This is a genomic window from Ruegeria sp. CDSB029 (genome assembly GCF_059611125.1).
Genome location: NZ_JBXWOX010000010.1, coordinates 101,988 through 123,138, shown reverse-complemented (window position 1 = coordinate 123,138; position 21,151 = coordinate 101,988). Strand labels below are relative to the sequence as shown.

Below are 21,151 nucleotides of genomic sequence, written 5' to 3'. Positions count from 1 at the left end.
ATTAGTCGGCGAAAAAGAATTCGTCGGGGCGGTGAATGCCAAAATGTGCGCCGGGCTCCCATGCCCACATGCCTTGCTCGGGCACGTTGCGCAGACGGTTGGACACTACGATAGGCTGCGGTGCGCCGTTCAGAATTCCGATGGCGAAAAGCTGGTCAGCGTGGATTTTCAACATCTCGGTCCAGACTGCCTTGCGCTCTTCGTCGGTGGTGGCAACCTCCCAATCATGTGCCAGTTGCATCAAACGCTCGGCTTCGGGCATGTCAGGCGCTTCACCAACGTCGCCGCCGGTCTGGTAAAATTGTCCCCATTTGGGCCAGGCCAGAAACACCTGATCCGTGGGGGCCAAATAAGCAGGGGATGTGTGCGCCTGCGGTATACCGTCATCCCAGCCGAACCAAACTGAGGCCATGGTGTTGCCTGAAAATACGCGGTTGCGCAGAATGTCCCGGTCCAGTGGGCGCATGATCAGGTCCACACCGATTTCACGCCATGTATCGGTGACGATCTGAAGCGCGTTCTCAACTTCTTGCCTTTCACCGGCGGTTTCGATGATCAATTCCATCGGGCGGCCATCCGGCAGCAGGCGAATGCCGTTTTTATCGCGCTCGGCCAGGCCAGCTTCGTCCAGTAGGGCGTTGGCCATCTCAACGTCATACTGCGCCCAGGCTTTTGCGTTTTCCTCGTCATAGAACGGAGACGCGGGTAAAACGGACATCGCACCGGGATGGGCCAGCTTGAAATAGAGCGCTTGATTGATGGTTTTGCGGTCGATAGCCAAGGACAGCGCCCGCCGAACACGAACATCGCGCAGAACGTCGCGCCAAACCTCATCCGAGTAGTTCAGGTTCGGGTAGATCGCGATTTGTGATGCGACACCGGTCTTCCACAACAAGGTTTTGTAGTCTCCGCCTGCTTCACCTTTTTTCAGGATAGATGCATCGCGAAACGCCAGACCGCGCCCCTGCAGATCAGTCTCGCCAGCATTGGTCTTGGCCGCGACCAAGCCAGCAGCGACGATTTCCATCTCGACGACGTCGATATAAGGCAACTGAACGCCGTTGGAATCGATGCGGTGGTAATATGGGTTGCGAACGAAATTGTGGCGGATCTTCTTGCCCGAACTTGCATTCAGCCAAGGCTGCAGCGTCGGGAGTTCGTGGTTGTCGAACTTGTAGAGGTTGTCCAGTTTGTTGTGCAGCGCCGCCCAGCTTTTGACCCGTGCGTCTTCGACCTGAAAGGCGAGGTCTTCAGCATCTGCGAATTTCTCGTGATACTGTTTGAGGAATTCAGACGGCCGGTAGATGAATGGCGGGCGCGCTTGGGCCAGCGATTGCAGGAAATCAGGATTTGGGTTTTCCCACTCAAAGACAATAGTTGTCTCATCCGGGAAGGTCACGGTTGGCGTTTTACCTTCAACAATCAGGAAGTCAGGTGGGCCAGAAGGACTGAGCATTTCATTGTTGGCAACGTCTTCCCACCAATAACGAAAGTCTTCGGATGTGAACGGCGATCCATCGGACCACTTGTGCCCGTCACGCAGATGCAGTGTGAATTTCCGGTTCCCATCATTTTCATAGGATTCCAACAGATCGGGGACAATCTCGTAGTTTTCGTCAAACCCAACCAGTCGCGCATACCCATAGACAACCATCTGGCGGATGTCTTTTGACCGGGTCACCATGGTGCGCAGGGTACCACCGGGGGCACCAAACTCGCGGCCTTTGGCGGCCAGATCCACGACCAGAGGTTCGGCTGGCAGGCGCTCTGCGACCGGTGGCAGGTTCCCGGCGTTTACTTCGGCTTTCCAGAATTCGCTTTCTTGAGGGGTCGGTGTTCCTGCCGTGGCGGGCAGGACCAAAGTGGCAGCCAACGTGGCAGCCAGAATAAGCGGGCGAGTGGTTTTAAACATGGCATCGTACCTTATGGCCGGGCTCCATCTCTACCAGTGAGGGTATCACGGAGTCCGTAAATCGGAAGGTGTCATCCCAACTGTCTGGTGAACCAGCGCCCAACGCAACCAGTTTAAGGTCGATGGGCCGGTTGATGTCGGGTTCTGGTTGGGCGGCAATCAGCGCCTTGGTGTAAGGGTGTCGGGGGTTATAAAACAGCGTCTCGGGCGGGGCCTGTTCGACGACAAGACCCCGGCGCATCACGGCAACTTCGTCGGCAATGCGCGCGACAACCGCAAGGTCGTGCGAGATGAACAGGTAGGACAGGTTCAACCGGTCCTGCAGGTTTTCCAGCAAGGTCAGGATCTGTTCCTGAACAGATACATCCAGTGCCGAAGTGGGCTCGTCACAGACAATCAGCTGCGGGTCCAGCATCATCGCCCGCGCAATTGACAGGCGTTGCCGCTGTCCGCCGGAAAAGGCATGGGGATAGCGTTTGAGCATATCACCATTCAGTCCGACGCGCTGCAGCATCTCTACAGCCTTGTCCCGCTGTTCGGCAGTCGAACCGATGGAATGAATTTCCAGTGGTTCGGTCAGAGCGTCCTGAATGCGCATCCGTGGGCTGAGAGAGCTGTACGGGTCCTGAAACACCATCTGCGCCTTGCGTTGAAAGGCCGTGCGCTGAGAGCGGGTCATGTGGTGTACAGTGATCGGGTCTTCGCCTGGCGCGGTGCGAAACAGAACTTCGCCACCCGGGTCGGGCAGTTCCGCGCCAAGGGCGATCCGCGCTGCCGTTGTTTTGCCCGAGCCACTTTCGCCGACGATTGCCAGGGTTTTGCCGCGGGCCAGATTCAGGTCCACACCTCGGCAGGCATAGATCAGCTTGTCCCCCTGCCAGCCCCTGCTGGACCGCATAGTGTAGGTCTTGGACACCCCCTTCATCTGTAGAATGAGGTCCTCGTCCGGCATCGGCAGCCCGACCGAATCTTCGTCGGGAATTGCAGGGGCCGCGTTGAACAATTGTTGTGTGTAGGGGTGCGCCGGGGCGCTTAGGATCGGGGCGGCTGCCCCTGCCTCCATCACGCGACCCTTGTGCATGACAACGACCTGTTCTGCCATATTGGCAACCACACCAAGATCGTGCGTCACAAGGATCAGAGCCATTCCTGTCTCGCGCTGTAGTTCTTTGATCAGACCAAGCACTTGCGCTTGTGTCGTTACGTCCAGCGCGGTCGTCGGCTCATCTGCGATCAGCAGTTCCGGCTTGGAAACCATTGCCATCGCAATCATGGCGCGCTGGCGCATGCCGCCCGACAACTCGAACGGGTAAGAATCATACGCACGTTGCGGATCAGGAAAGCCCACGCGTTCGAACTGGGTCAGGACCTCTTTGCGGGCTTGCGCTTCGGACGCGCTCCGATGCAGCCACAAGACCTCGCTGACCTGATTGCCGATCTTGTGCAACGGGGATAGTGATCGCATCGGTTCCTGAAAAATCATCGAAACCCGATTGCCGCGAATGTCGCGCATCTGGCGTTCGCTGATCTTGGTCAGATCCTCGAAGCCTTTTGAATCGTTCAGGGTTATCGTGCCACTGCGGATTTGCGCGGCACGTGGCAGAATACGCAAGGCCGCCCTGCACGAGATGGTTTTTCCCGATCCGGATTCACCGACCAGAGCCAATGTCTGCCCAGCCTCGACATCAAAGTTGACACCTTTGACAACTGAGTCGCCCGCACCAAAACCGATGCTGAGGTCTCTGACGGACAACAACGCAGTCATGCGGGTTTTCCACCCGTTCGTCCGTGGTTCGACATCGGCGTATTCAACTCCCTGTGTTTTTTGACTTAGTCTCGCGCGGTTGTGCCTGTGTAGTCAAACCCGTTCTTGGGCCGAATTGTCGCGAAAATGTGAAACTTAGGCCAATTTTCCTACACAAATCCTTGAGGATTTGTCATCACATGCGGTGTCGGCCCCAAATCATGAGCTGACTGATATCAAGGAGAGATTTCCCCGTGCCCGACAACCAAAGCCGCCTGGATCTGTTCATCGACCGTATGGTGTCCCAACGGGCCTGTCTGGATTTCGCCATCTCTGAAACCAAAGGAATGCCTGGGCCAGTGTTCGAACTGGGGTTGGGCAACGGGCGCACCTATCATCACATGGTGCAGTATATTTCAGGTCGACCTGTTTATGTGTTCGAGCGCGCCGTGGCGTCGCATCCGGATTCCACGCCGCCCGCAGATCGGGTGATTTTGGGGGATGTGCGAGAAACACTACCGGCCTCGGTGGATCGGTTCGGAGCCACGGCCAGTCTGATCCACGCGGACTTGGGCGGCCACAACCGCAAAAAGAACGACGACTTCGCCAGATTTGTCTCACCATTGATCGAGCCGCTATTAGCCGAGGGTGGTTTGATGGTGTCCAGCGACCGGATGTATTTCGATACCTTGACCGAAGTTTCCCTTCCCGAAGGGGCCGTCAAAGGTCGCTGTTTTATCTACCGCCGCTGACCTGGAAGGGAACCTCAATGCTTTTCTATGATTGTTCCACGGCCCCCAACCCGCGGCGCGCGCGCATGTTCATTGCCGAAAAGGGTTTGGATATCGAAACCCGAGAAATCTCGATCGGCAAAGGTGAGCAACTCAGCGACGAATTTCGCGCGGTGAACCCGAATGCAACTGTCCCCGTGTTGGTGACGGATGAGGGCAGCACGCTAACCGAGAATCTTGGGATCGCCGCTTACCTTGAGGCGCGGTTTCCCGAGCCATCGCTATTGGGGCGCACACCCGATGAAAAGGGACAGGTTCTGATGTGGAACAGCATTGTCGAACAACAGGGCGGCATGCCTGTTGCCGAGGCCTTGCGCAACACGCATCCGGCCTTTGCGGACAGGGCGATTCCGGGTCCGGTGAATCACCGGCAAATTCCGGAATTGGCTCAGCGAGGGTCCGCGCGGGTTGATCATTTCTTTTCGCTGCTCGAACAGCGGCTGGGCGAAAGTGCGTTTATCGCAGGTGCCGACTTCACCCTCGCGGACATTTCCACCTTTGTCTTTGTGGACTTTGCCCGCGTGATCAAGAAACGGATTCCACAAGAAAATACAGCCACTTTGGCATGGTTCGACAAGGTCGCATCCCGTCCCAGCGCTCAGCTCTAGAAACTGCTGGCCCGAGGCCAGTTCTTCGCTTGCGCGGAACTGTACAGAAATGTCTAGACAGAAGTGAACAGTGCCACTAGCGTCCTTCCTTAGTCATACAGGGGAGCGCAGTATGAAATCTCAGTATCGCGTTGTGGTCATCGGGGGCGGCGTTGTGGGCGCCTCGGTTCTGTATCATCTGGCCAAGTTTGGCTGGACAGATGTGGTCATGCTGGAACGGCGGCGGCTGGCGTCCGGCTCGTCCTGGCATGCGGCTGGCGGCATTCACGCTCTGAATGCGGACCCAAACATGGCGTCGCTTCAGGCCTATACAATCGATCTGCTCAGCGAGATCGAAAAGGAGTCTGGTCAGAATATCCGGTTGCACATGACCGGTGGTCTGACATTGGCGGGTACGCCAGAACGGTGGGAATGGCTGCAGGCGAACTATCGCATTTTCCAATCCATCGGCATTGACGACTGCGAGTTGCTTTCTCCGGAAGAGGCGCAAAGACGTTGCCCCATCATGTCCACCGACGGCGTATTGGGCGCGATGTGGGCTGATCGCGAGGGCTATATCGATACAACCGGCACGGTGCAGGCTTATGCGACGGCTGCCAAAAAACGCGGTGCTGAGTATTATGAGGAAACCAAGGTCGAGGAGCTGATCCAGACCGATGATGGCTGGCAGGTCATCACCGACAAGGGCACAATCACTTGTGAACACGTGGTTAACGCCGCTGGCCTTTGGGCCAAGCAAGTAGGGCGTATGGCCGGAGTGGAGCTGCCGGTGTCTCCTCTGAAACACCACTATCTGATCACCGATACAGTCCCCGAGGTCGCTGAAGCCGAATTCGAAATGCCGATGACGGTGGACCTCGAGGGGTTCACCTATATGCGGCAGGACCAGAAAGGCGTTCTGGTCGGGATTTATGAGGTGGATCACGAACACTGGGCCATGGACGGCGCGCCTTGGAATTATGGTGAGGAGCTGTTTCAGGAACAGCTTGATCGGATCGAGAACGAGCTGACGCTTGGCTTTGAACGCTATCCGTCGATCCAGAACGTAGGCATCAAGACTTGGGTAAACGGTGCCTTCACCTTTGCCCCCGATGGCAATCCGCTGGTCGGTCCGGTGCCGGGCAAGCGCGGCTACTGGTCGGCCTGCGCGGTTATGGCAGGTTTCCTGCAGGGCGGGGGCGTCGGCAAAACGCTGTCTGAATGGATGATCCATGGCGAGCCCGAGGCGGATGCCTGGCCAATGGACGTGGCGCGCTTTGGTGATTTTGCGCAGAACAAGCGATACATCCGTGAAACCACGGGCCAGTTTTATTCCCGGCGCTTTGTTATGACCTACCCGAACGAGCAATTGCCCGCGGGCCGACCGCTAAAGATGGCCCCGGCGCACGACGCGATGACGGATGCGGGTTGCAAATGGGGCGTCAGTTGGGATCTTGAAGTGCCGCTGTATTTCGCGCCGAAAGGGTTCGAGGAAACACCGACGCTCAAGCGCTCGAACGCGCATGACATCGTCGCCGCGGAATGCAAGACAATCCGCGAAGGCGCGGGATTGCTGGACATTTCGGGCTTTTCGCGGTTCGAGGTCTCGGGACCAAATGCAGAAGTGTGGCTCGACAAAGTCATGGCCTCGAAACTACCTGCGCCGGGTCGCGCAAAGCTGGCGCCTATGCTGGGTGAAAATGGGCGGCTCAAGGGGGACTTGACCGTTCTGAACTGGGGCGATGGTACCTGGTGGATCATGGGCAGCTATTACCTGCGGGCTTGGCACATGCGCTGGTTTGACTATCACATGATCGACGGCGTTACTGTCCGGGATCTGGGCGAGGAATATTGCGGTTTCGCCGTAGTCGGTCCCAAATCGCAAGCGGTTGTGGAAAAACTGGCCGAACAGGACATCTCGGACCTCAAATTCATGGGCTGCGGTGATTTCGACATCGGGCTCGTTCGCGCACGTGTTGCCCGCATGTCTGTGACCGGCGAGAAAGGATACGAGATCAACTGCCGCTACGGAGACCACATCAAGCTACGCCGTATGTTGCTGGAGGCCGGGGCAGATGAAGGTGTTCGCGAATGTGGCTTCAACGCGATGCTGTCGACGCGGCTGGAAAAGAGTTTTGGCATCTGGTCTGCAGAATTCACGCAGCTCTACACTCCGGGCATGACCGGAATGGATCGCTGGATCGACTGGGGCAAGGATTTTGTCGGAAAGGATGCGGCAGTCGCAGAACGTGACGGCAATGGTCCGGCGCAGGTTCAGGTAACACTGGAAGTGGACGCCGCAGACGCGGACGCCAGCGGATACGAACCCGTTTGGGCAGGCGATGAGCGCGTGGGCTTCGTCACTTCGGGCGGGTATGGACACTACACTGGAAAGTCGCTGGCAATGGCGTTGGTCACCCGCGAAAAGGCCGAGCCGGGAACAGAATTGTCGGTGCACGTAGTTGGCGTTGAGCGCTCGGCGCGGGTCATCGCACCTTCGCCCTATGATCCTCAAGGCAAAGCGATGAGGGGCTGACGATGAAGTCGCAAACACCCGAACGCGGGCGACGACGGCGCGGGCGAAGCGCCGAGGCAGCCCCTGCGCCGAGTCGGAACGTGAATTATCGCCAGTTGAAGAATCCCTTCCCGTTGATGGAGGTGTTCCCGGCGGATCAGATTGCGGACATGCACGAAACGGCCTTGCGAACACTTCAGGAGTTGGGCGTCAAATGCCTGCTTCCGGAAGCCCGGCGTCTCTTTGCGAAAGCAGGCGCGCGTGTGGATGAAGATACCGAGATGGTGTTTATCGGCCGCGACATTGTTGAGGCCGCTGTTGCATCAGCGCCAAAGTCGATTGCGTGCCATGCAGGCGCGCGACACAGAGACTTCACACTTGAGCTAGGTAGTTTGGTGTTTCAGCCGGGGGCAGGGGCACCGAACGCGACAGATCTTGAACGCGGCCGCCGCCCGGCATCGGGGCAGGACTATCTGGAGTTCCTCAAGCTAACGCACCATTTTGATGTGTTCCAGATGATCTCGCCTCAGGTCGAACCGCAAGACGTTCCAACAAACCTGCGCCACTACTTCACGACGCAGGCGCAGATGGAGCTGACCGACAAGTTCCCGTTCTTTTTCTCACGCGGGACGCCGCAGGTGATGGATTGCTTTGAAATGCTGTCTATCGCGCGGGGGCTGTCGGACGATGAGTTTCAGGCGGGCGCACATTGCTATACGATCATCAATACGAACAGCCCGCGCACGCTGGATATTCCGATGGCGCAGGGGCTGATTGATTTCGCTCGCAATGGACAGATGTCGATCATCACGCCGTTCACCCTGATGGGCGCGATGGCCCCGATTACAGTGGCCGGGGCAATAACGCTTTCACATGCTGAGGCGTTGGCGGCGCTGACGCTGACACAGCTGACCAAACCGGGTGCGCCGGTGTGTTATGGCACGTTCACCAGCAACGTAGATATGAAATCGGGTGCGCCCGCATTTGGAACACCCTCACATTTCCAGGCTTCGCTTGCCGCAGGCCAGTTGGCGCGGCACCTTGGGCTGCCTTGGCGGTCAGCTGCCGGATCAGCGTCGAACATCAACGATGTACAGGCGGCGAATGAAAACCAGTTTGGTCTTTGGGGCTGTCTGATGGCAGGGGCGACGGTAATCATTCACTCGGCCGGTTGGCTCGAGGGTGGCTTGACCGTTTCTTTTGAGAAAATGATCTGTGACGCCGAGGTCCTGAACATGGTCGCCGAACTGTGCGCGGGGGCGCAGGCGGGCAAAGCTGAGATCGGTTTCGATACAGCGCTGAGCGAGGTCGAACCCAACGGGCACTTCTTTGCCTCGAGCCAGACGATGGAGCGCTACAACACCGAATTCTATGAACCGCATTTGCACGGTTACGCAAATTTCGGAACCTGGACGGAACGCGGATCAGTGGATGCCAATCATCGCGCAACCAGGGTTTGGAAAGGCATTGTGAATGACTTTAAGGCCCCGCCCACAGACAGTGACCGCATTGGTGCCTTGCGAGACTATATTACCCGCCGTACGGCTGAGGGCGGCGCACCGCCGGAGAGTTGAATGAGCACAAAACCCATCCTGCACCGGGATGACCCCGAAGCTGAACCCTTGGTTGGCAACATTAAGGTCACGCGTGACGACTGGCTGAACGTGGCTATGGATGTGCTGATCTCAGACGGTGTGGACCAGATCAAAGTCCTGAACCTGGCTGAACGGATGGCCGTGTCGCGGTCGTCCTTCTATTGGTACTTCAAATCCCGGCAAGAGCTTTTGGACGCCCTGCTGGCGCGCTGGCATGCGACGAATACAGCGGCCTTGGTTGCGCAGGCCAAGGCCCCAGCGGATACGATAACCGCAGCCGTCTGCAACGTGCATCGTTGCGTGGTGAATGCTGAACTGTTCGATACCGCGTTGGATTTTGCCGTCCGGGATTGGGCGCGCAAATCGGGGAAAGTACGCCGGGCGCTCGATCAGTCGGATGCGCGCAGGCTCGAAGCGCTTCACGCCATGTTCGCGCGGTACGGCTATTCCGAAGTTGAGGCCGAAACCCGCGCGCGCGTTCTGTACTACATGCAGATCGGGTACGATCTGGCCCAGTTGAACGAACCAATGTCCACGCGGATCGCAATGGTTCCGCATTACCTTTATGTCTTCACTGGGGTTGAGCCCAAGCCCGAAGAAGTTGAAGAATTCAGCGCCTATTCAACGCGCTATTGGAAGGGAGAAGCCTCATGAGTCAATCTGACGCAATCATCATCGGAACCGGTGTGATCGGCGCGGCCATCGCCTTTGAAATGGCGAAAGCGGGCTGGAAAACCCTGTCGCTGGACCGAAACAGTCAAGTCGGTCACGGCTCGACTGCCGGATCCTGCGCCATAATCCGCATGCATTATTCGACCTTCGACGGAACGGCGTTTGCGTGGGAAGGCTACCACTACTGGCGCGATTGGGCCGACTACCTCGGCCTGCCCGAGGATGCTAATCTGGCGCAATTCCGCGAGACCGGCTGTCTCGTCATGAAGACTGATGCCAATGGCTGGCTTGAAAAGCACATGAAGAACAGCGCCGATCTGGATTGCCCGTTCGAAGAATGGTCACCTGATAAAGTCAGTGAGCGCCTGCCGATCTACTCGCAGGACAGTTTCACACCGGCGCGCCGGATGGATGATCCGGAATTCGGGCACCCGAACGGGCGCAAGATGCAGGGCGGTGTGTTCTGGCCGCAGGCGGGATACGTCACGGACCCGGCTTTGTCGGCGCAGAACTTGGTGGATGCTGCCAAGCTGCATGGCGCAGAAGTGCGCACTGGTGCCGAAGTGGTTGAGATATTGTCCAGCGACGGTCGGGTTTCGGGTGTCAAACTTGCCTCGGGCGAAGAAATCTACTCGAAAGTCGTCGTGAACGTCGCAGGCCCCGGCTCGGCGATCGTCAATAAGATGGCGGGTGTTCTGGATGACATGACGATCGAAACCCGCCCCTTGCGGCAAGAGGTTGTGCACGTCCCCGCACCCGAGGGGTTTGATTTCGAAAACGACGGAACGATTGTCTCGGACAGCGATATTGCCTGCTATTGCCGACCCGAGCACGGCAACCACATTCTGGTTGGCTCGGAAGACCCCGAATGCGATCCGCATCAATGGTGCGAAGACGATGTGAACTATAATCACGATTTCACCGACCAGTGGACAACGCAGGCCATGCGGTATGCACAGCGCGTCCCAAGTCTTGGCATCCCGTCTAAAACACGCGGAGTTGTGGACCTGTATGACGCATCCACAGACTGGATTCCGATCTATGACAAATCCAGCCTTCCGGGGTTCTACATGGCCTGCGGGACCAGCGGGAACCAGTACAAGAATGCTCCGATCGCGGGCAAGATGATGACCGCCCTGATCGCGTATTGCGAAGGTGGCGCGGATCACGACGCGCAGCCGCTGCAATATGAACTTCCCTATATCGGGCGGAGCATTGATGTCGGGTTCTATTCCCGCAAGCGACCCATCAACGAAGAAAGCAGTTTTTCTGTACTGGGGTAGCTAAGTAATAAATTCGCTCTAACCTTCCTGGGAACTGAAATATGGCAGGACCCAGGATGGCTGAGCTGACACATCGCGTTCTGATACTAGGAAGTGCGCCGGCCGCCGTGGCCGCGCGCGAGTGGCCTCGGGATCTGTTCACCCACATCGTTGCCATCAACAACGCTTGGCGAATCCGTGATGATTGGGATTTCCTTATTCACCCCGAGGATTTCCCTGCCCGCAATCTTCCAGACAAACTGGGCTACGGCCAACGCATTGTCGAAGCCGATGAATACGTTCCCCTTCAAAACCAGTTTGGAGGGTTTGTATATGTTGGTGGGACTATGGCGTTCACGGCCGGTTACTGGGCCTTGGCCGCGCTTCAGCCTGCCGTTTTGGCATTTTTTGGCTGTGATATGATTTACCCGAATTCCGGCCGGACTCATTTTTACGGTAACGGCGCAGCCGATCCCTTGCGGGCTGATGTTACGCTGCGGTCCCTCGAGGCGAAATCCGCCCGGTTGGCGCTGTTTGGGGCCACACAAAACTGCCACGTGGTGCGGCTGTCGCAAGGCGACAGCCGGTTGATCTTTCCATCAGTGCCATCTGACAATCTCAAATCTGCCGGGCTTCCCTCGACAAAGAGGATGCAAGTGGCACTCGAGGTCGAGGGCCGGTTGAATTACTTCGTTACATCGGGTCGTTATTGGGAGGAGGAGGACCGGTTCGACGTCACCAAAATCGACCATTTGGATCGAATGTGGCTGGACGCGTATTGCCCGCAATCCCTAGAAAACGTCGCCTGAGTCTAACGCTGATCAGGTCGCGAATGTAGCCCAGGCCCATACCATGGCAATGTAGGTCAGGTTGTGCAGGCACTGGTCCAGACCGGCAGCTCGCCAAAACGCGGCCTGTGTCGGTATCAGTTGCTTTTTGTCCGAATAGCTGGCCTTGGCGAAATCAATATTGAAGTGAACAATCCATTCCAGCGCCGCAATGATCAAAATAAACGACCACGGCGCGCCAAACAGCAAAAAGACAATCACTGACCCGATAACATGCACACCGGCATGCTGCGCGCGGCCCGCGTGAAAATACTCACCGCGCCCTGCCAACATTTTAGGAGTCTGGAGAAAAAAATCCGCAAACATATGTTTGATCTGCAACAAGCAGAGCATCAATAGCACTGCGCCTAAACTGGCAGTCAAATGAGTCCTCCCAATATCGTCCCAGAACAGACTCTAGGCACTAATCTGTGGTTGCGCAAATGAACTTGTTCACACTTGGCAATTAACTGTTCAAACTGGAAACTATTTGCCTCTTTTGGCTGGACTAACGTAAATTCACAGTGTTGGATTTACTGCACTTTCGTCAAGACTGTTTCAGTGATCCGTAGTAGGGGCAGGTTCCATAGAACGTTCAATTTTCCAGTTTATTTGGAAATACTCGAAGCGCGACCAGTTGATTCTGCTGGCCGTGACGTCCACGTTGTTTCCACTACTCTATCTGACACTCGAACTTCCCAAACGCATCATCAACGATGCAATCGGTGCTGCCAGTCCGATTGTGGATGTTTGGGGCTATAGCCTGCCGCAGACCACATTTCTGATTGTTCTGTGCATCGGGTTCCTGATTGCGGTGCTGGCGCATGGCCTGATGAAAATGCGCATCAACACCATGAAAGGCGTGCTGAGCGAGCGTATGTTGCGCCGGTTCCGGTACGTGCTGATCAGCCGCGCGTTGCGTTTCCCTCAACCCTATTTCGAACGCGTCAGCCAAGGCGAGCTGGTGTCGATGGTCACCGCCGAAAGCGAGCCGATGGGCGGGCTTATGGGTGATGCGATCAGCCAACCAGTTTTGCAGGCGGGCCAGATGATCACCATCCTGTCCTTCCTGTTTCTGCAAAGTTTCTGGTTCGGGTTGGCGGCAGTTGCGCTGATCCCGCTGCAAGCTTGGCTGATTCCGAAACTGCAGCGACAGATCAACCTTCTGAACAAAAAACGCATTCAAGAGGTTCGGTTGCTGGCCGCCCAAATCGGCGAGAACGCGGCGGGCGCGTCCACGTTGCGTGCCAATGGCGGCTGGCGATACCGCCGGGCGATGGTGTCCGATCAACTGGGCCGCCTGTTTGGTATCCGGTTCGAGATCTACCAGAAAAAGTTCTTTATGAAGTTCCTCAACAACTTCATTTCGCAGCTAACGCCGTTCCTGTTCTATCTGGTTGGTGGTCTTCTGGTCCTGCAGGGTTCGGTTTCGCTGGGTGCATTGGTTGCGGCCCTGGCTGCGTATAAGGACCTCAGCTCGCCGTGGAAGGAACTGCTGACCTATTATAACCAGACACAGGATATGTCGCTGCGCTGGGACGTGGTGACGGAACGGTTTGCACCTTCCGGAATGCATGACGAAAAACTGTTCGATGGCGAACCCGAGACCACGCCAAGGCTGAACGGCGACATAGTGCTCGACCATGTCTCGGTTCGCGATATGGACGGTAACCAGGTTCTGGATGATTTGGATCTGTCCTTTCCCAGCGGGAAAATCATCGGGATCGCGGCCCCCAGCGAAGAAGATCGCCGCGCGATGGCCGAGTTGCTGACACGGGAAATTCTGCCCAGCTCGGGCCGGGTGCAGATCGGTGATATCCGTTTGTCAGAGCTGCATCAAAGCGTCGTGGCCGCCCGTATTGGGTATGCTTCGTCACGGCCTGTGATGTTCCAGGGCACGCTGGGCGACAACGTCATGATGCCGATGCGGTTCAAGCCGCAAACAACCGAAACAAACGACCCCGGATATGATGAGACGTTGCGGGCCGGCAATAGCTCGGACCCCTTCAGGGCAAATTGGCTGGACCCGACGACTGCGGGATTGGACAGCGCCGAAGAGGTACGCGACTGGTGGTTGAAACTGATTGACGGGATGGGTTCCGGCGCGGCGCTGTTTTTGCGCGGGGCCGAACAGGTCTTCGATGCCGCCGAGCATCCCGAGCTGGCCGACAAACTGGTCGAACTGCGACCTTTGGTTCAGGATGCGGTGAAAGCATCAGGGCTGGAGCAACAGGCCCTGATCTTTGATCGCGACAGCTATAACCCTGCCTTGCCGGTTGCGGAGAACTTGCTGTTCGCCACGCCCAAAGTGCCGGTCACACAGGAGCTTTTGGCGCAGCAGACCGTGTTCCTTGAGCAATTGCGCGAATTTGGTCTGGATGAGACTCTGGTGAGCCTGACACGCGATGTGATTGAGATGCTGCGCCAGATTTTCGGCCTGGACGGCACCGATCACCCGCTGTTTCGCAAACTGGGACTAGAGGCGCAAACGTACGAGGCTGCGGTCGAGCTGGTCGAAAAGACCCGGAACGAGGGCGTATCGGGGCTGAATGATGAACAGCTGGCAAACCTGCTGGCCGTTCCGTTCGTGATTTCGGCGGAACAGATCGGACCAGCCTTCACCGACGACCTCAAAGACCGCATTCTTGAGTTGCGGCATAGCCATTCCGAAAAGTTGTTGGAACGGTTGCTGGATGTATTTGTCCCGTTAGACAAAACGAAGTTCGCGCCTGGCTTGACGGTTCTGGAAAACGCTTTGTTCGGAAAGGTCAGTCAGATCGGCGGCGCCCGTTCGGACGAGGCGCGCAAACTGATCGTGGATGTATTGAACGAAAACGGTGCGCGCCCCCTGGTGGTCGAGCTGATCTATGACGTGCCGGTGGCGCTGGGCGGTCAAAACCTGCCCGCGGTTTTTGCTGAACCTCTGTCATTTACGCGCGCGACGATCAAGAAACCGGATATCCTGATCCTTGAGGATGCGCTGGCCAGTTATGACATGGCCTCGAAAGTGGCCGTGTACAAAAATCTGCGCGCTTTGCTGCCGGATACCACGGTGATCTACCTGAACGACCAGTTCGAAAACCCGAGCGTGTTCGACATGTATGTGGAAATCAGGCAAGGTCGGGTCGTCTCGGACGAAGGACCTGCGGACGTGGAAGAAGACAGTGCCGCCTCAGCTGACCTTTCGCGCAAGCTGCGCGCGCTGGAACAGACACCGCTGTTTTCCGGGCTGGACCGTCGACAGCTGCGCCTGCTGGCCTTTGGTGCGCGCTGGTTCGATGCCAAAGCAGGAGAGGTTGTTTTCCTTAAGGACGATCAGCCAACCGACGGTGCCTATGTGGTGCTGGACGGGGAAGCCGGGTTGTACCTTCCACAGACCGACGGAGTGGATCAGTTGATTGCCACGGTCGGCCCCGGTGCCCTGGTCGGAGAGTTGGGTTTGATCCGCAAGGAACCTCGGGCGCTGAGCATGATCGCCGAGACGGAACTGTCGTGCCTGCGTATTGGTGAAGAGGAATTCCTGGCCGTGGTCGAAAATGATGCCGCAACCGCGTTCAAACTGTTGCAGGTGATTGCGGGCTACGTATCGAACTAAGGGTTATTCGCTGTCGGGGCTGCAGAACATATCGTAAAGAACGGCGATCACCTGCGCCGCGCCGTCGTTGTTCAGCGAGTAATAGATGGACTTTCCGTCCCTGCGCGTTGCAACAATGTTTTCAGCGCGCAGGCGCGCCAGCATCTGACTGACTGCAGCTTGACGGATACGCAGCAAGGCCTCCAACTCACCCACGGATTTTTCGCCGTCGGCCAGATGGCACAGGATCATCAACCGCCCCTCATGCGCGAGCGTTTTCAGAAATGCAGAGGCCCGAGCCGCGCTTTCTTTCATTTCAGATAGCGCGGCTTCGGTTTGTTCGGTTTGGTCGTCTTCAAGTGTCACGCGTTGCCTGTTTAACACCTATGGGTTGGGTCAATGTGCCCCAAGACCTATTGAGTTGTCACCCCTCGGTTGCAGGGGCACCACCTTGAAAGGCGTTTCCGTTCACGTAATCACAGGGCTCTTCCTGCATCTGCAGATGCAGGCCATCACCGTTAAAAGGGTGCGCCCGTGCAAGGTCTTCGTTCACCTCAATCCCCAGGCCCGGTGCGGTCGGCGCGGGGACAAATCCGGCCTCAACCTGCAATGAGCCGTTGATGAGTTGATCGTGAAACGGCGTGTCTATGGTCTCAAGCAGCAGCAGGTTGGGGATGGACGCGGCCAGATGGATATTTGCGGCCCATTCAACCGGACCCGCGTACAAATGTGGGGCCATCTGGGCGTTGAAGACTTCAGCGATGGCCGCGACTTTCTTCATTTCCCAAATTCCGCCGGCACGACCCAGCGCCGGTTGGAGGATTTCCGCCGCCCCAGCCCGCAAAACGGCCGCGAATTCGGCTTTGGTGGTCATGCGTTCACCGGTCGCGACCGGGATCCGAACGTTCCGCGCGACACGAGCCATATCTTCAATCATGTCCGGTGGTGTCGGTTCTTCGAACCAAAGCGGTGAATAGGGTTCAAGCGCCTGACCCAATCGGATTGCGCCCGCGGTGTTGAACTGGCCGTGGGTGCCAAACAGCAGATCGGCTTTGTCGCCCACGGCCTCTCGGATCGCTTTGCAGAACGCAACAGACATCGAGATATCGGACATCGCAGGCATGTGCCCGCCCCGAACAGTGTAAGGCCCGGCGGGGTCGAACTTGACGGCTGTGAACCCGCGCCGGACCATTTCGGCGGCACATTCGCCCGCTTGTTCAGGCGACGTCCAGAAATCGTTCAGATTATGTTGGGGCAGGGGATACAGATAGGTGTAGGACCTTATGCGTTCGTTCACCAATCCGCCCAGCAAGGCGTAGACCGGCCGATTGCGATCTTTACCCAGAATATCCCAACACGCGATTTCCAGTCCGGAAAAGGCGCCCATGACCGTCAGATCGGGCCGCTGAGTAAACCCGCTGGAGTAAGCGCGGCGGAACATCAGCTCGACGTTTTCGGGGTTCTCGCCCAGCATGTGCCGTTCAAACACGTCCCGAATGACATGGCGCATCGCATCGGGGCCAACCGAGGATGCATAGCATTCCCCCCAGCCCGTGATCCCAGTATCGGTCGTGACTTTGACCAGAATCCAATACCGCCCGCCCCATCCGGGCGCAGGAGGGGCGGTGACAATGATGTCGAGGTCTTGCAGTTTCATCAGGTGGTCTCCTGCCCTGCCGGGTTAATCCCTGTCGAAAACGATCACGTTGCGCTTGGCGGATCCGGTTTTGGTGTCCTCGATCGCTTCGTTGATCTGCGACAGCGACCATCGGCCCGAAATCAGCTCATCCAGTTTCAGGCGCCCTTGATCGTAAAGGTCGATCATCCATGGAATATCGCGCTGAATGACAACATCGCCCATTTTTGACCCGATCAAACCCTGACCCAGCGCGGCCAGAACCACCGGTTCGTAGCTTGCCATATCCCCGGAGTGCGGCATTCCGATCATTACCGCCTTGCCACCCGGACCCAAGTAACGAGGGGCTTGGTCGTAGGCAGGAATCGCGCCGACGGTGATCAAAACGGCATCTGCGCCGCGACCCCCAAGCGCCTTGTAGGCGGCCTTCCAGGGGGCTTTCTGATCGGCCAAAACGCCGTGGGTCGCGCCGAATTCCTTGGCAATGTTCAGCTTCTCTTCGGTCATGTCCACGGCCACAATACGGCGTGCACCGGCGATGCGGGCGCCCTGAATTGCGTTCAGCCCGACACCTCCGGCACCGATCACCACCACATCCTGTCCGGGCCGCAGCCCGGCGGCGTTGACGGCGGCGCCGACGCCCGTGATTACGCCGCAGGACAGCAGGCTGGCGACGTCTTTGGGCATCGACTGTGGAATTTTGACAATCTGCCGGTGGCTGACCACAACCTTCTCTGCAAAAGCTCCGCAGGCCATTGCCTGCTCCAGTGGTCCGCCATCTGCTGTGCGCAATGGCCCGTTGACCTTATCATAAGGCGTTTCGCAGACAGTTGGTTTCCCCCCCGCGCAAGAGGGGCACGAGCCACATGCCCGGATCAGGGTAACGACAACCGGGTCCCCAACCTGAAACTCACCTGCCGAGTCGCCGACCGCAGTGATAATGCCCGCAGCTTCGTGCCCGTAGACGGCAGGAAGATGCCCGCCCCACGCACCACCGGCAAATGAAATGTCCGAATGGCAAATTGCCACCGCATCCAGTGTCACCTCGACCTCATCTGACTTGGGCGGCGCGATCTGAATATTTTCGATGACCAGAGGTTCACCGAACGCCCGGCAAACGGCGGCTTTGATGGTTTGCATGCTGTCCCTCTCTCACTTTGCGCTACGGTGGCGCGCTTATGGGGGCGCTGCAAGGCAGAATCCGTCAAAGGGATGTCGTAGTTATGCCATGACCCCACGTGAACGGGAAAACACAAGAAGACAGATCACCATCATGACGAATGCCAAGAGGAATGGTGCGCCCGGCAAGTAGATCGCCGCGTCGGGCTTGATGAACTGGGCGAACACGCTGGTCATGAGCAACGGTGCGATGACCATCGACAAAGCGTGCAAGGATGTCAGCACCCCCTGCAGTTCACCCTGTTGCGAATCGGGCGTCTTACGCGACATCAGGGCCTGCAGGGCAGGGGTCACAACCGCTCCGATCGCAGTGATTGGGATTAGCATCAGGGCAATGATCCCGTTGGTCAGAAAGGCCAGAAGAAAAAAGCTAAACAGCTCGAAGCCCATGCCGTAGATGATTGTAACGCGTTCCCCCAAATACTTGGTTGCGGGACGGATCAGGCCGCCCTGAACGGCCGCCATGCCGATCCCGTAGACGCCCAATGACAGGCCGATCATTTGTGGTGACCAGCCGAACCGTTCGGTTGTGAAATACGCCCAAATTGCCGGGTAGACATAGATCGAGATGGAGTACAGGAGATAGACCCACAGCATCGGCCGGATACCGGGCAACGCGGCAATCGCGCGCAGAGAGTTCACTGGGTTTGCCCGCCTCAGGCTGAAGGCCCGGCGCGTCTTGTCGGTGACCGTCTCGGGCATGACACATACACCGATGATGAAGGCCAGTGCAGACAAACCCGCCGCAGCCCAAAATGGTGCACGTGTGCCATATTCGCTCAGCAGCCCACCTAGTACTGGGCCAAAGACAAACCCGACGCCAAATGCTGCGCCCAATAGACCAAAGTTTGCAGCCTTTTCGTGGGGTTTCGACACATCCGCCATGAAAGCCGCCGCCGTTGCATGCGTGGCAGCCGTAATGCCTCCGACGATGCGTCCGGCCAACAGCAACCAGATGCTGCCCGCAAGCGCCATGACAACATAGTCCAGTGACATGACGAACAGCGAGACCAGCAATACCACCCGTCGCCCGTAAGCATCCGAAAGGTTACCCAGAACCGGTCCGAACACAAATTGCATGGCGGCAAACGCGGTGCTGAGGATGCCACCCCAGATCGCCGCTGTCGCCAATGTGCCACCCTGAACTTCGACGATCAGTTCCGGCATGATAGGCAGGACAAGGCCGATGCCCATGGCGTCGATCATGACCGTGAGAAGGACGAAGAAAAAGGGAAGACGCATTTGAACCGCAAGGATGAGAATTTGGGTGGACCTTATCCGCAGAAAATGCAGGTTGAAAGGGACACGCTCAGACTTGTGATCCTGGCAGGTCTTTAGCGATTTTGTCCAACAATTCAGCCAGTTTTTGCGGTTGTGCAAAGAATGGGGAATGCGACGTGTCAATCGTATGACGCATCGCCTCGGGGGCGCTGTGGCTCATCTGTTCCTGGTATTCCGTCGGGATCGTCCGGTCATCGGTCGCCCGGATATATGCCTTGGGAACCCGGTCGAAATTGCCGGTCAGGTGCAGGGGGGTGTCCTGTGGCGCGATGGCTTGCGGGCACAAGCGTGCAAATGCGAATGGCACGGTTTCGGGCGGGCAATCGTGATAGAACAGGTCATGCACCTTGCTTGGGATAACAGTATACGAGAGGCCATCGGTAGATTTTTCAACCGCATCATGGATTGTTTGTCGAGGCGATCGTTTGCGCATTTCCACCATCGAAAGACCATCCTGCGGGACGTAGGCGGCAAGGAAGACAAGGGCGCGCATGGCATCCGGCGCGGCTTCGGCCGCAGCACTGATCGGGTACCCACCCCAGGAATGCCCGACAATGATTGTATTGGGCGAGGTCGCATCCAAAATTGTGTTGCGACAGCTGTCCAGAGTCACATCGGCAACGGGCGTCGGATCCGATCCGTGGCTGGGCATGTCAATGGCGCGTACCTCGTGCCCCAGTGCTTCCAACGCCGGGATAAGGTCGCGCCAACACCAGGCACCGTGGCAGGACCCATGGACTAATAGAAGATCGGCCAAACCAAGGCTCCTTCAAACATGTCCGATTTCGGTCAGAAAGCTGTGCAGCAATGCCGCGTATTCTGCCGGCTGTTCCACACAAGGCAAGTGCCCAGCGCGTCGCATCAGCTCGAACCGAGAGCCGGGGATCAAGTCAACGGTTTCCCGCACAAGATCCGGTGGGGTCGATCCGTCCTCGCTGCCGGCGATGCCAAGGGTCGGCAGGCGTAGGCCACTGGTGGGGGTGTAGAAGTCTGTGCCAGAGATTGCCGCGCAGCAGCCCAGATAGCCATCCACTGGCTGGCGCACCATCATGTTGCGCCAAAGCAGATGCTCGGGCGATGCGCGGAATGCCTTGGAAAACCAGCGCTCCATGGTTGCATCAGCCAGGGCCTCGATCCCGCCCTTTTGTACCGCGTCCATGCGGTCCTGCCAGATCGAAGGGATGCCGATCTTGGCTGCGGTGTTGGACAGCACCAAGGCGCGGACCTGATCCAGACGTTTGACGGCCAGCCCTTGTCCGATCAGTCCGCCGATCGAAAGGCCGACAAAAACGCAATCGCGCACCTCCAGAAAATCAAGCAGATCTTCCGTATCGCGCACGAGGGCGCCCATCGAATAAGGCGCCGGGGGTTGAGAGGACAGGCCGTGCCCTCGCTTATCAAAACGGATGATGCGCAGCCCGGCAGGCAGGTGCGGCAGCAAATCGTCCCACAGCCGCAGGTCGGTTCCCAGAGAATTGGCAAACACAATTGGCGCGCCGCCTGGATCACCATCAACCCGATAGTGGATTTGAACGTTTCCAATGTCTGCGATCTGCACGACTCAATCCCCTGGCGT

The 21,151-nt window shown here is 57.6% G+C and carries 17 protein-coding genes; 8 read left to right on the top strand and 9 right to left on the bottom strand.

Annotated features, from left to right (window positions below; genetic code table 11):
• Position 1 precedes the first annotated feature (1 nt).
• On the bottom strand, positions 2-1,912 hold the full coding sequence (locus tag AC2FI8_RS13920; RefSeq protein WP_496779611.1) for an ABC transporter substrate-binding protein: 1,911 nt from the start codon (positions 1,910-1,912) through the stop codon (positions 2-4).
• The gene (locus AC2FI8_RS13915) at positions 1,905-3,677 is read right to left on the bottom strand and encodes an ABC transporter ATP-binding protein (RefSeq protein ID WP_496779609.1); all 1,773 of its coding nucleotides are present in this window, start codon (positions 3,675-3,677) and stop codon (positions 1,905-1,907) included. The genes AC2FI8_RS13920 and AC2FI8_RS13915 overlap by 8 nt, the downstream gene beginning before the upstream one ends.
• Before the next feature lie 233 nt (positions 3,678-3,910).
• Between AC2FI8_RS13915 and AC2FI8_RS13910 the strand changes: the two genes are divergently transcribed.
• From AC2FI8_RS13910 to AC2FI8_RS13880, 7 genes are all read left to right on the top strand, one after another.
• On the top strand, positions 3,911-4,408 hold the full coding sequence (locus AC2FI8_RS13910; protein WP_496767133.1) for a class I SAM-dependent methyltransferase: 498 nt from the start codon (positions 3,911-3,913) through the stop codon (positions 4,406-4,408).
• Positions 4,409-4,425: 17 nt separating this feature from the next.
• Positions 4,426-5,055: a glutathione S-transferase family protein gene (locus AC2FI8_RS13905; protein ID WP_496767132.1), complete on the top strand. Its 630-nt coding sequence runs from the start codon at positions 4,426-4,428 to the stop codon at positions 5,053-5,055.
• Between the two features lie 112 nt (positions 5,056-5,167).
• Complete coding sequence (locus AC2FI8_RS13900; RefSeq protein WP_496779607.1) at positions 5,168-7,570, top strand: GcvT family protein; 2,403 nt, start codon at positions 5,168-5,170, stop codon at positions 7,568-7,570.
• Positions 7,571-7,572: 2 nt separating this feature from the next.
• Positions 7,573-9,123: a trimethylamine methyltransferase family protein gene (locus AC2FI8_RS13895; RefSeq protein ID WP_496779605.1), complete on the top strand. Its 1,551-nt coding sequence runs from the start codon at positions 7,573-7,575 to the stop codon at positions 9,121-9,123.
• A complete protein-coding gene (locus AC2FI8_RS13890; protein WP_496779603.1) occupies positions 9,124-9,798 on the top strand; it encodes a TetR/AcrR family transcriptional regulator in 675 nt (224 codons plus the stop codon).
• On the top strand, positions 9,795-11,099 hold the full coding sequence (locus tag AC2FI8_RS13885) for an NAD(P)/FAD-dependent oxidoreductase (RefSeq protein WP_496779601.1): 1,305 nt from the start codon (positions 9,795-9,797) through the stop codon (positions 11,097-11,099). The genes AC2FI8_RS13890 and AC2FI8_RS13885 overlap by 4 nt, the downstream gene beginning before the upstream one ends.
• Before the next feature lie 41 nt (positions 11,100-11,140).
• Positions 11,141-11,887 (top strand): hypothetical protein, encoded by a 747-nt coding sequence (locus AC2FI8_RS13880; RefSeq protein ID WP_496779599.1) that lies wholly within the window; start codon positions 11,141-11,143, stop codon positions 11,885-11,887.
• Positions 11,888-11,899: 12 nt separating this feature from the next.
• Here the strand turns inward: AC2FI8_RS13880 and AC2FI8_RS13875 are convergent, their stop codons facing one another.
• Positions 11,900-12,259: a DUF3307 domain-containing protein gene (locus tag AC2FI8_RS13875; protein ID WP_496779658.1), complete on the bottom strand. Its 360-nt coding sequence runs from the start codon at positions 12,257-12,259 to the stop codon at positions 11,900-11,902.
• Between the two features lie 244 nt (positions 12,260-12,503).
• On the opposite strand from AC2FI8_RS13875, the gene AC2FI8_RS13870 reads away from it, so the two are divergent.
• Positions 12,504-15,500, top strand: a complete 2,997-nt coding sequence (locus tag AC2FI8_RS13870) for a cyclic nucleotide-binding domain-containing protein (RefSeq protein WP_496779656.1) — start codon at positions 12,504-12,506, stop codon at positions 15,498-15,500.
• Between the two features lie 3 nt (positions 15,501-15,503).
• On the opposite strand, the gene AC2FI8_RS13865 is transcribed toward AC2FI8_RS13870, so the two are convergent.
• The 6 genes from AC2FI8_RS13865 to pcaD form a co-directional block, all read right to left on the bottom strand.
• On the bottom strand, positions 15,504-15,794 hold the full coding sequence (locus tag AC2FI8_RS13865; RefSeq protein WP_058273231.1) for an ArsR/SmtB family transcription factor: 291 nt from the start codon (positions 15,792-15,794) through the stop codon (positions 15,504-15,506).
• A 109-nt stretch (positions 15,795-15,903) separates the two neighbouring features.
• Positions 15,904-17,136 (bottom strand): mandelate racemase/muconate lactonizing enzyme family protein, encoded by a 1,233-nt coding sequence (locus AC2FI8_RS13860; RefSeq protein ID WP_496779597.1) that lies wholly within the window; start codon positions 17,134-17,136, stop codon positions 15,904-15,906.
• 24 nt (positions 17,137-17,160) lie between these two features.
• Positions 17,161-18,255, bottom strand: a complete 1,095-nt coding sequence (locus AC2FI8_RS13855; protein WP_496779595.1) for a Zn-dependent alcohol dehydrogenase — start codon at positions 18,253-18,255, stop codon at positions 17,161-17,163.
• Between the two features lie 81 nt (positions 18,256-18,336).
• Complete coding sequence (locus AC2FI8_RS13850; protein WP_496779593.1) at positions 18,337-19,536, bottom strand: TCR/Tet family MFS transporter; 1,200 nt, start codon at positions 19,534-19,536, stop codon at positions 18,337-18,339.
• Between the two features lie 67 nt (positions 19,537-19,603).
• Complete coding sequence (locus tag AC2FI8_RS13845; protein ID WP_496779591.1) at positions 19,604-20,332, bottom strand: alpha/beta fold hydrolase; 729 nt, start codon at positions 20,330-20,332, stop codon at positions 19,604-19,606.
• A 12-nt stretch (positions 20,333-20,344) separates the two neighbouring features.
• Entirely contained in the window at positions 20,345-21,133 is a 789-nt protein-coding gene (pcaD, locus tag AC2FI8_RS13840; protein WP_496779589.1) for a 3-oxoadipate enol-lactonase, read from the bottom strand.
• Positions 21,134-21,151: the final 18 nt, after the last annotated feature.

Bases quoted from the DNA above. Each gene is read 5' to 3' on its own strand.
- AC2FI8_RS13920 (WP_496779611.1), bottom strand. From the start codon at position 1,912: ATGTTTAAAACCACTCGCCCGCTTATTCTGGCTGCCACGTTGGCTGCC.
- AC2FI8_RS13915 (WP_496779609.1), bottom strand. From the start codon at position 3,677: ATGACTGCGTTGTTGTCCGTCAGAGACCTCAGCATCGGTTTTGGTGCG.
- AC2FI8_RS13905 (WP_496767132.1), top strand. From the start codon at position 4,426: ATGCTTTTCTATGATTGTTCCACGGCCCCCAACCCGCGGCGCGCGCGC.
- AC2FI8_RS13900 (WP_496779607.1), top strand. From the start codon at position 5,168: ATGAAATCTCAGTATCGCGTTGTGGTCATCGGGGGCGGCGTTGTGGGC.
- AC2FI8_RS13895 (WP_496779605.1), top strand. From the start codon at position 7,573: ATGAAGTCGCAAACACCCGAACGCGGGCGACGACGGCGCGGGCGAAGC.
- AC2FI8_RS13890 (WP_496779603.1), top strand. From the start codon at position 9,124: ATGAGCACAAAACCCATCCTGCACCGGGATGACCCCGAAGCTGAACCC.
- AC2FI8_RS13885 (WP_496779601.1), top strand. From the start codon at position 9,795: ATGAGTCAATCTGACGCAATCATCATCGGAACCGGTGTGATCGGCGCG.
- AC2FI8_RS13880 (WP_496779599.1), top strand. From the start codon at position 11,141: ATGGCAGGACCCAGGATGGCTGAGCTGACACATCGCGTTCTGATACTA.
- AC2FI8_RS13875 (WP_496779658.1), bottom strand. From the start codon at position 12,259: ATGCTCTGCTTGTTGCAGATCAAACATATGTTTGCGGATTTTTTTCTC.
- AC2FI8_RS13865 (WP_058273231.1), bottom strand. From the start codon at position 15,794: ATGAAAGAAAGCGCGGCTCGGGCCTCTGCATTTCTGAAAACGCTCGCG.
- AC2FI8_RS13860 (WP_496779597.1), bottom strand. From the start codon at position 17,136: ATGAAACTGCAAGACCTCGACATCATTGTCACCGCCCCTCCTGCGCCC.
- AC2FI8_RS13855 (WP_496779595.1), bottom strand. From the start codon at position 18,255: ATGCAAACCATCAAAGCCGCCGTTTGCCGGGCGTTCGGTGAACCTCTG.
- AC2FI8_RS13850 (WP_496779593.1), bottom strand. From the start codon at position 19,536: ATGCGTCTTCCCTTTTTCTTCGTCCTTCTCACGGTCATGATCGACGCC.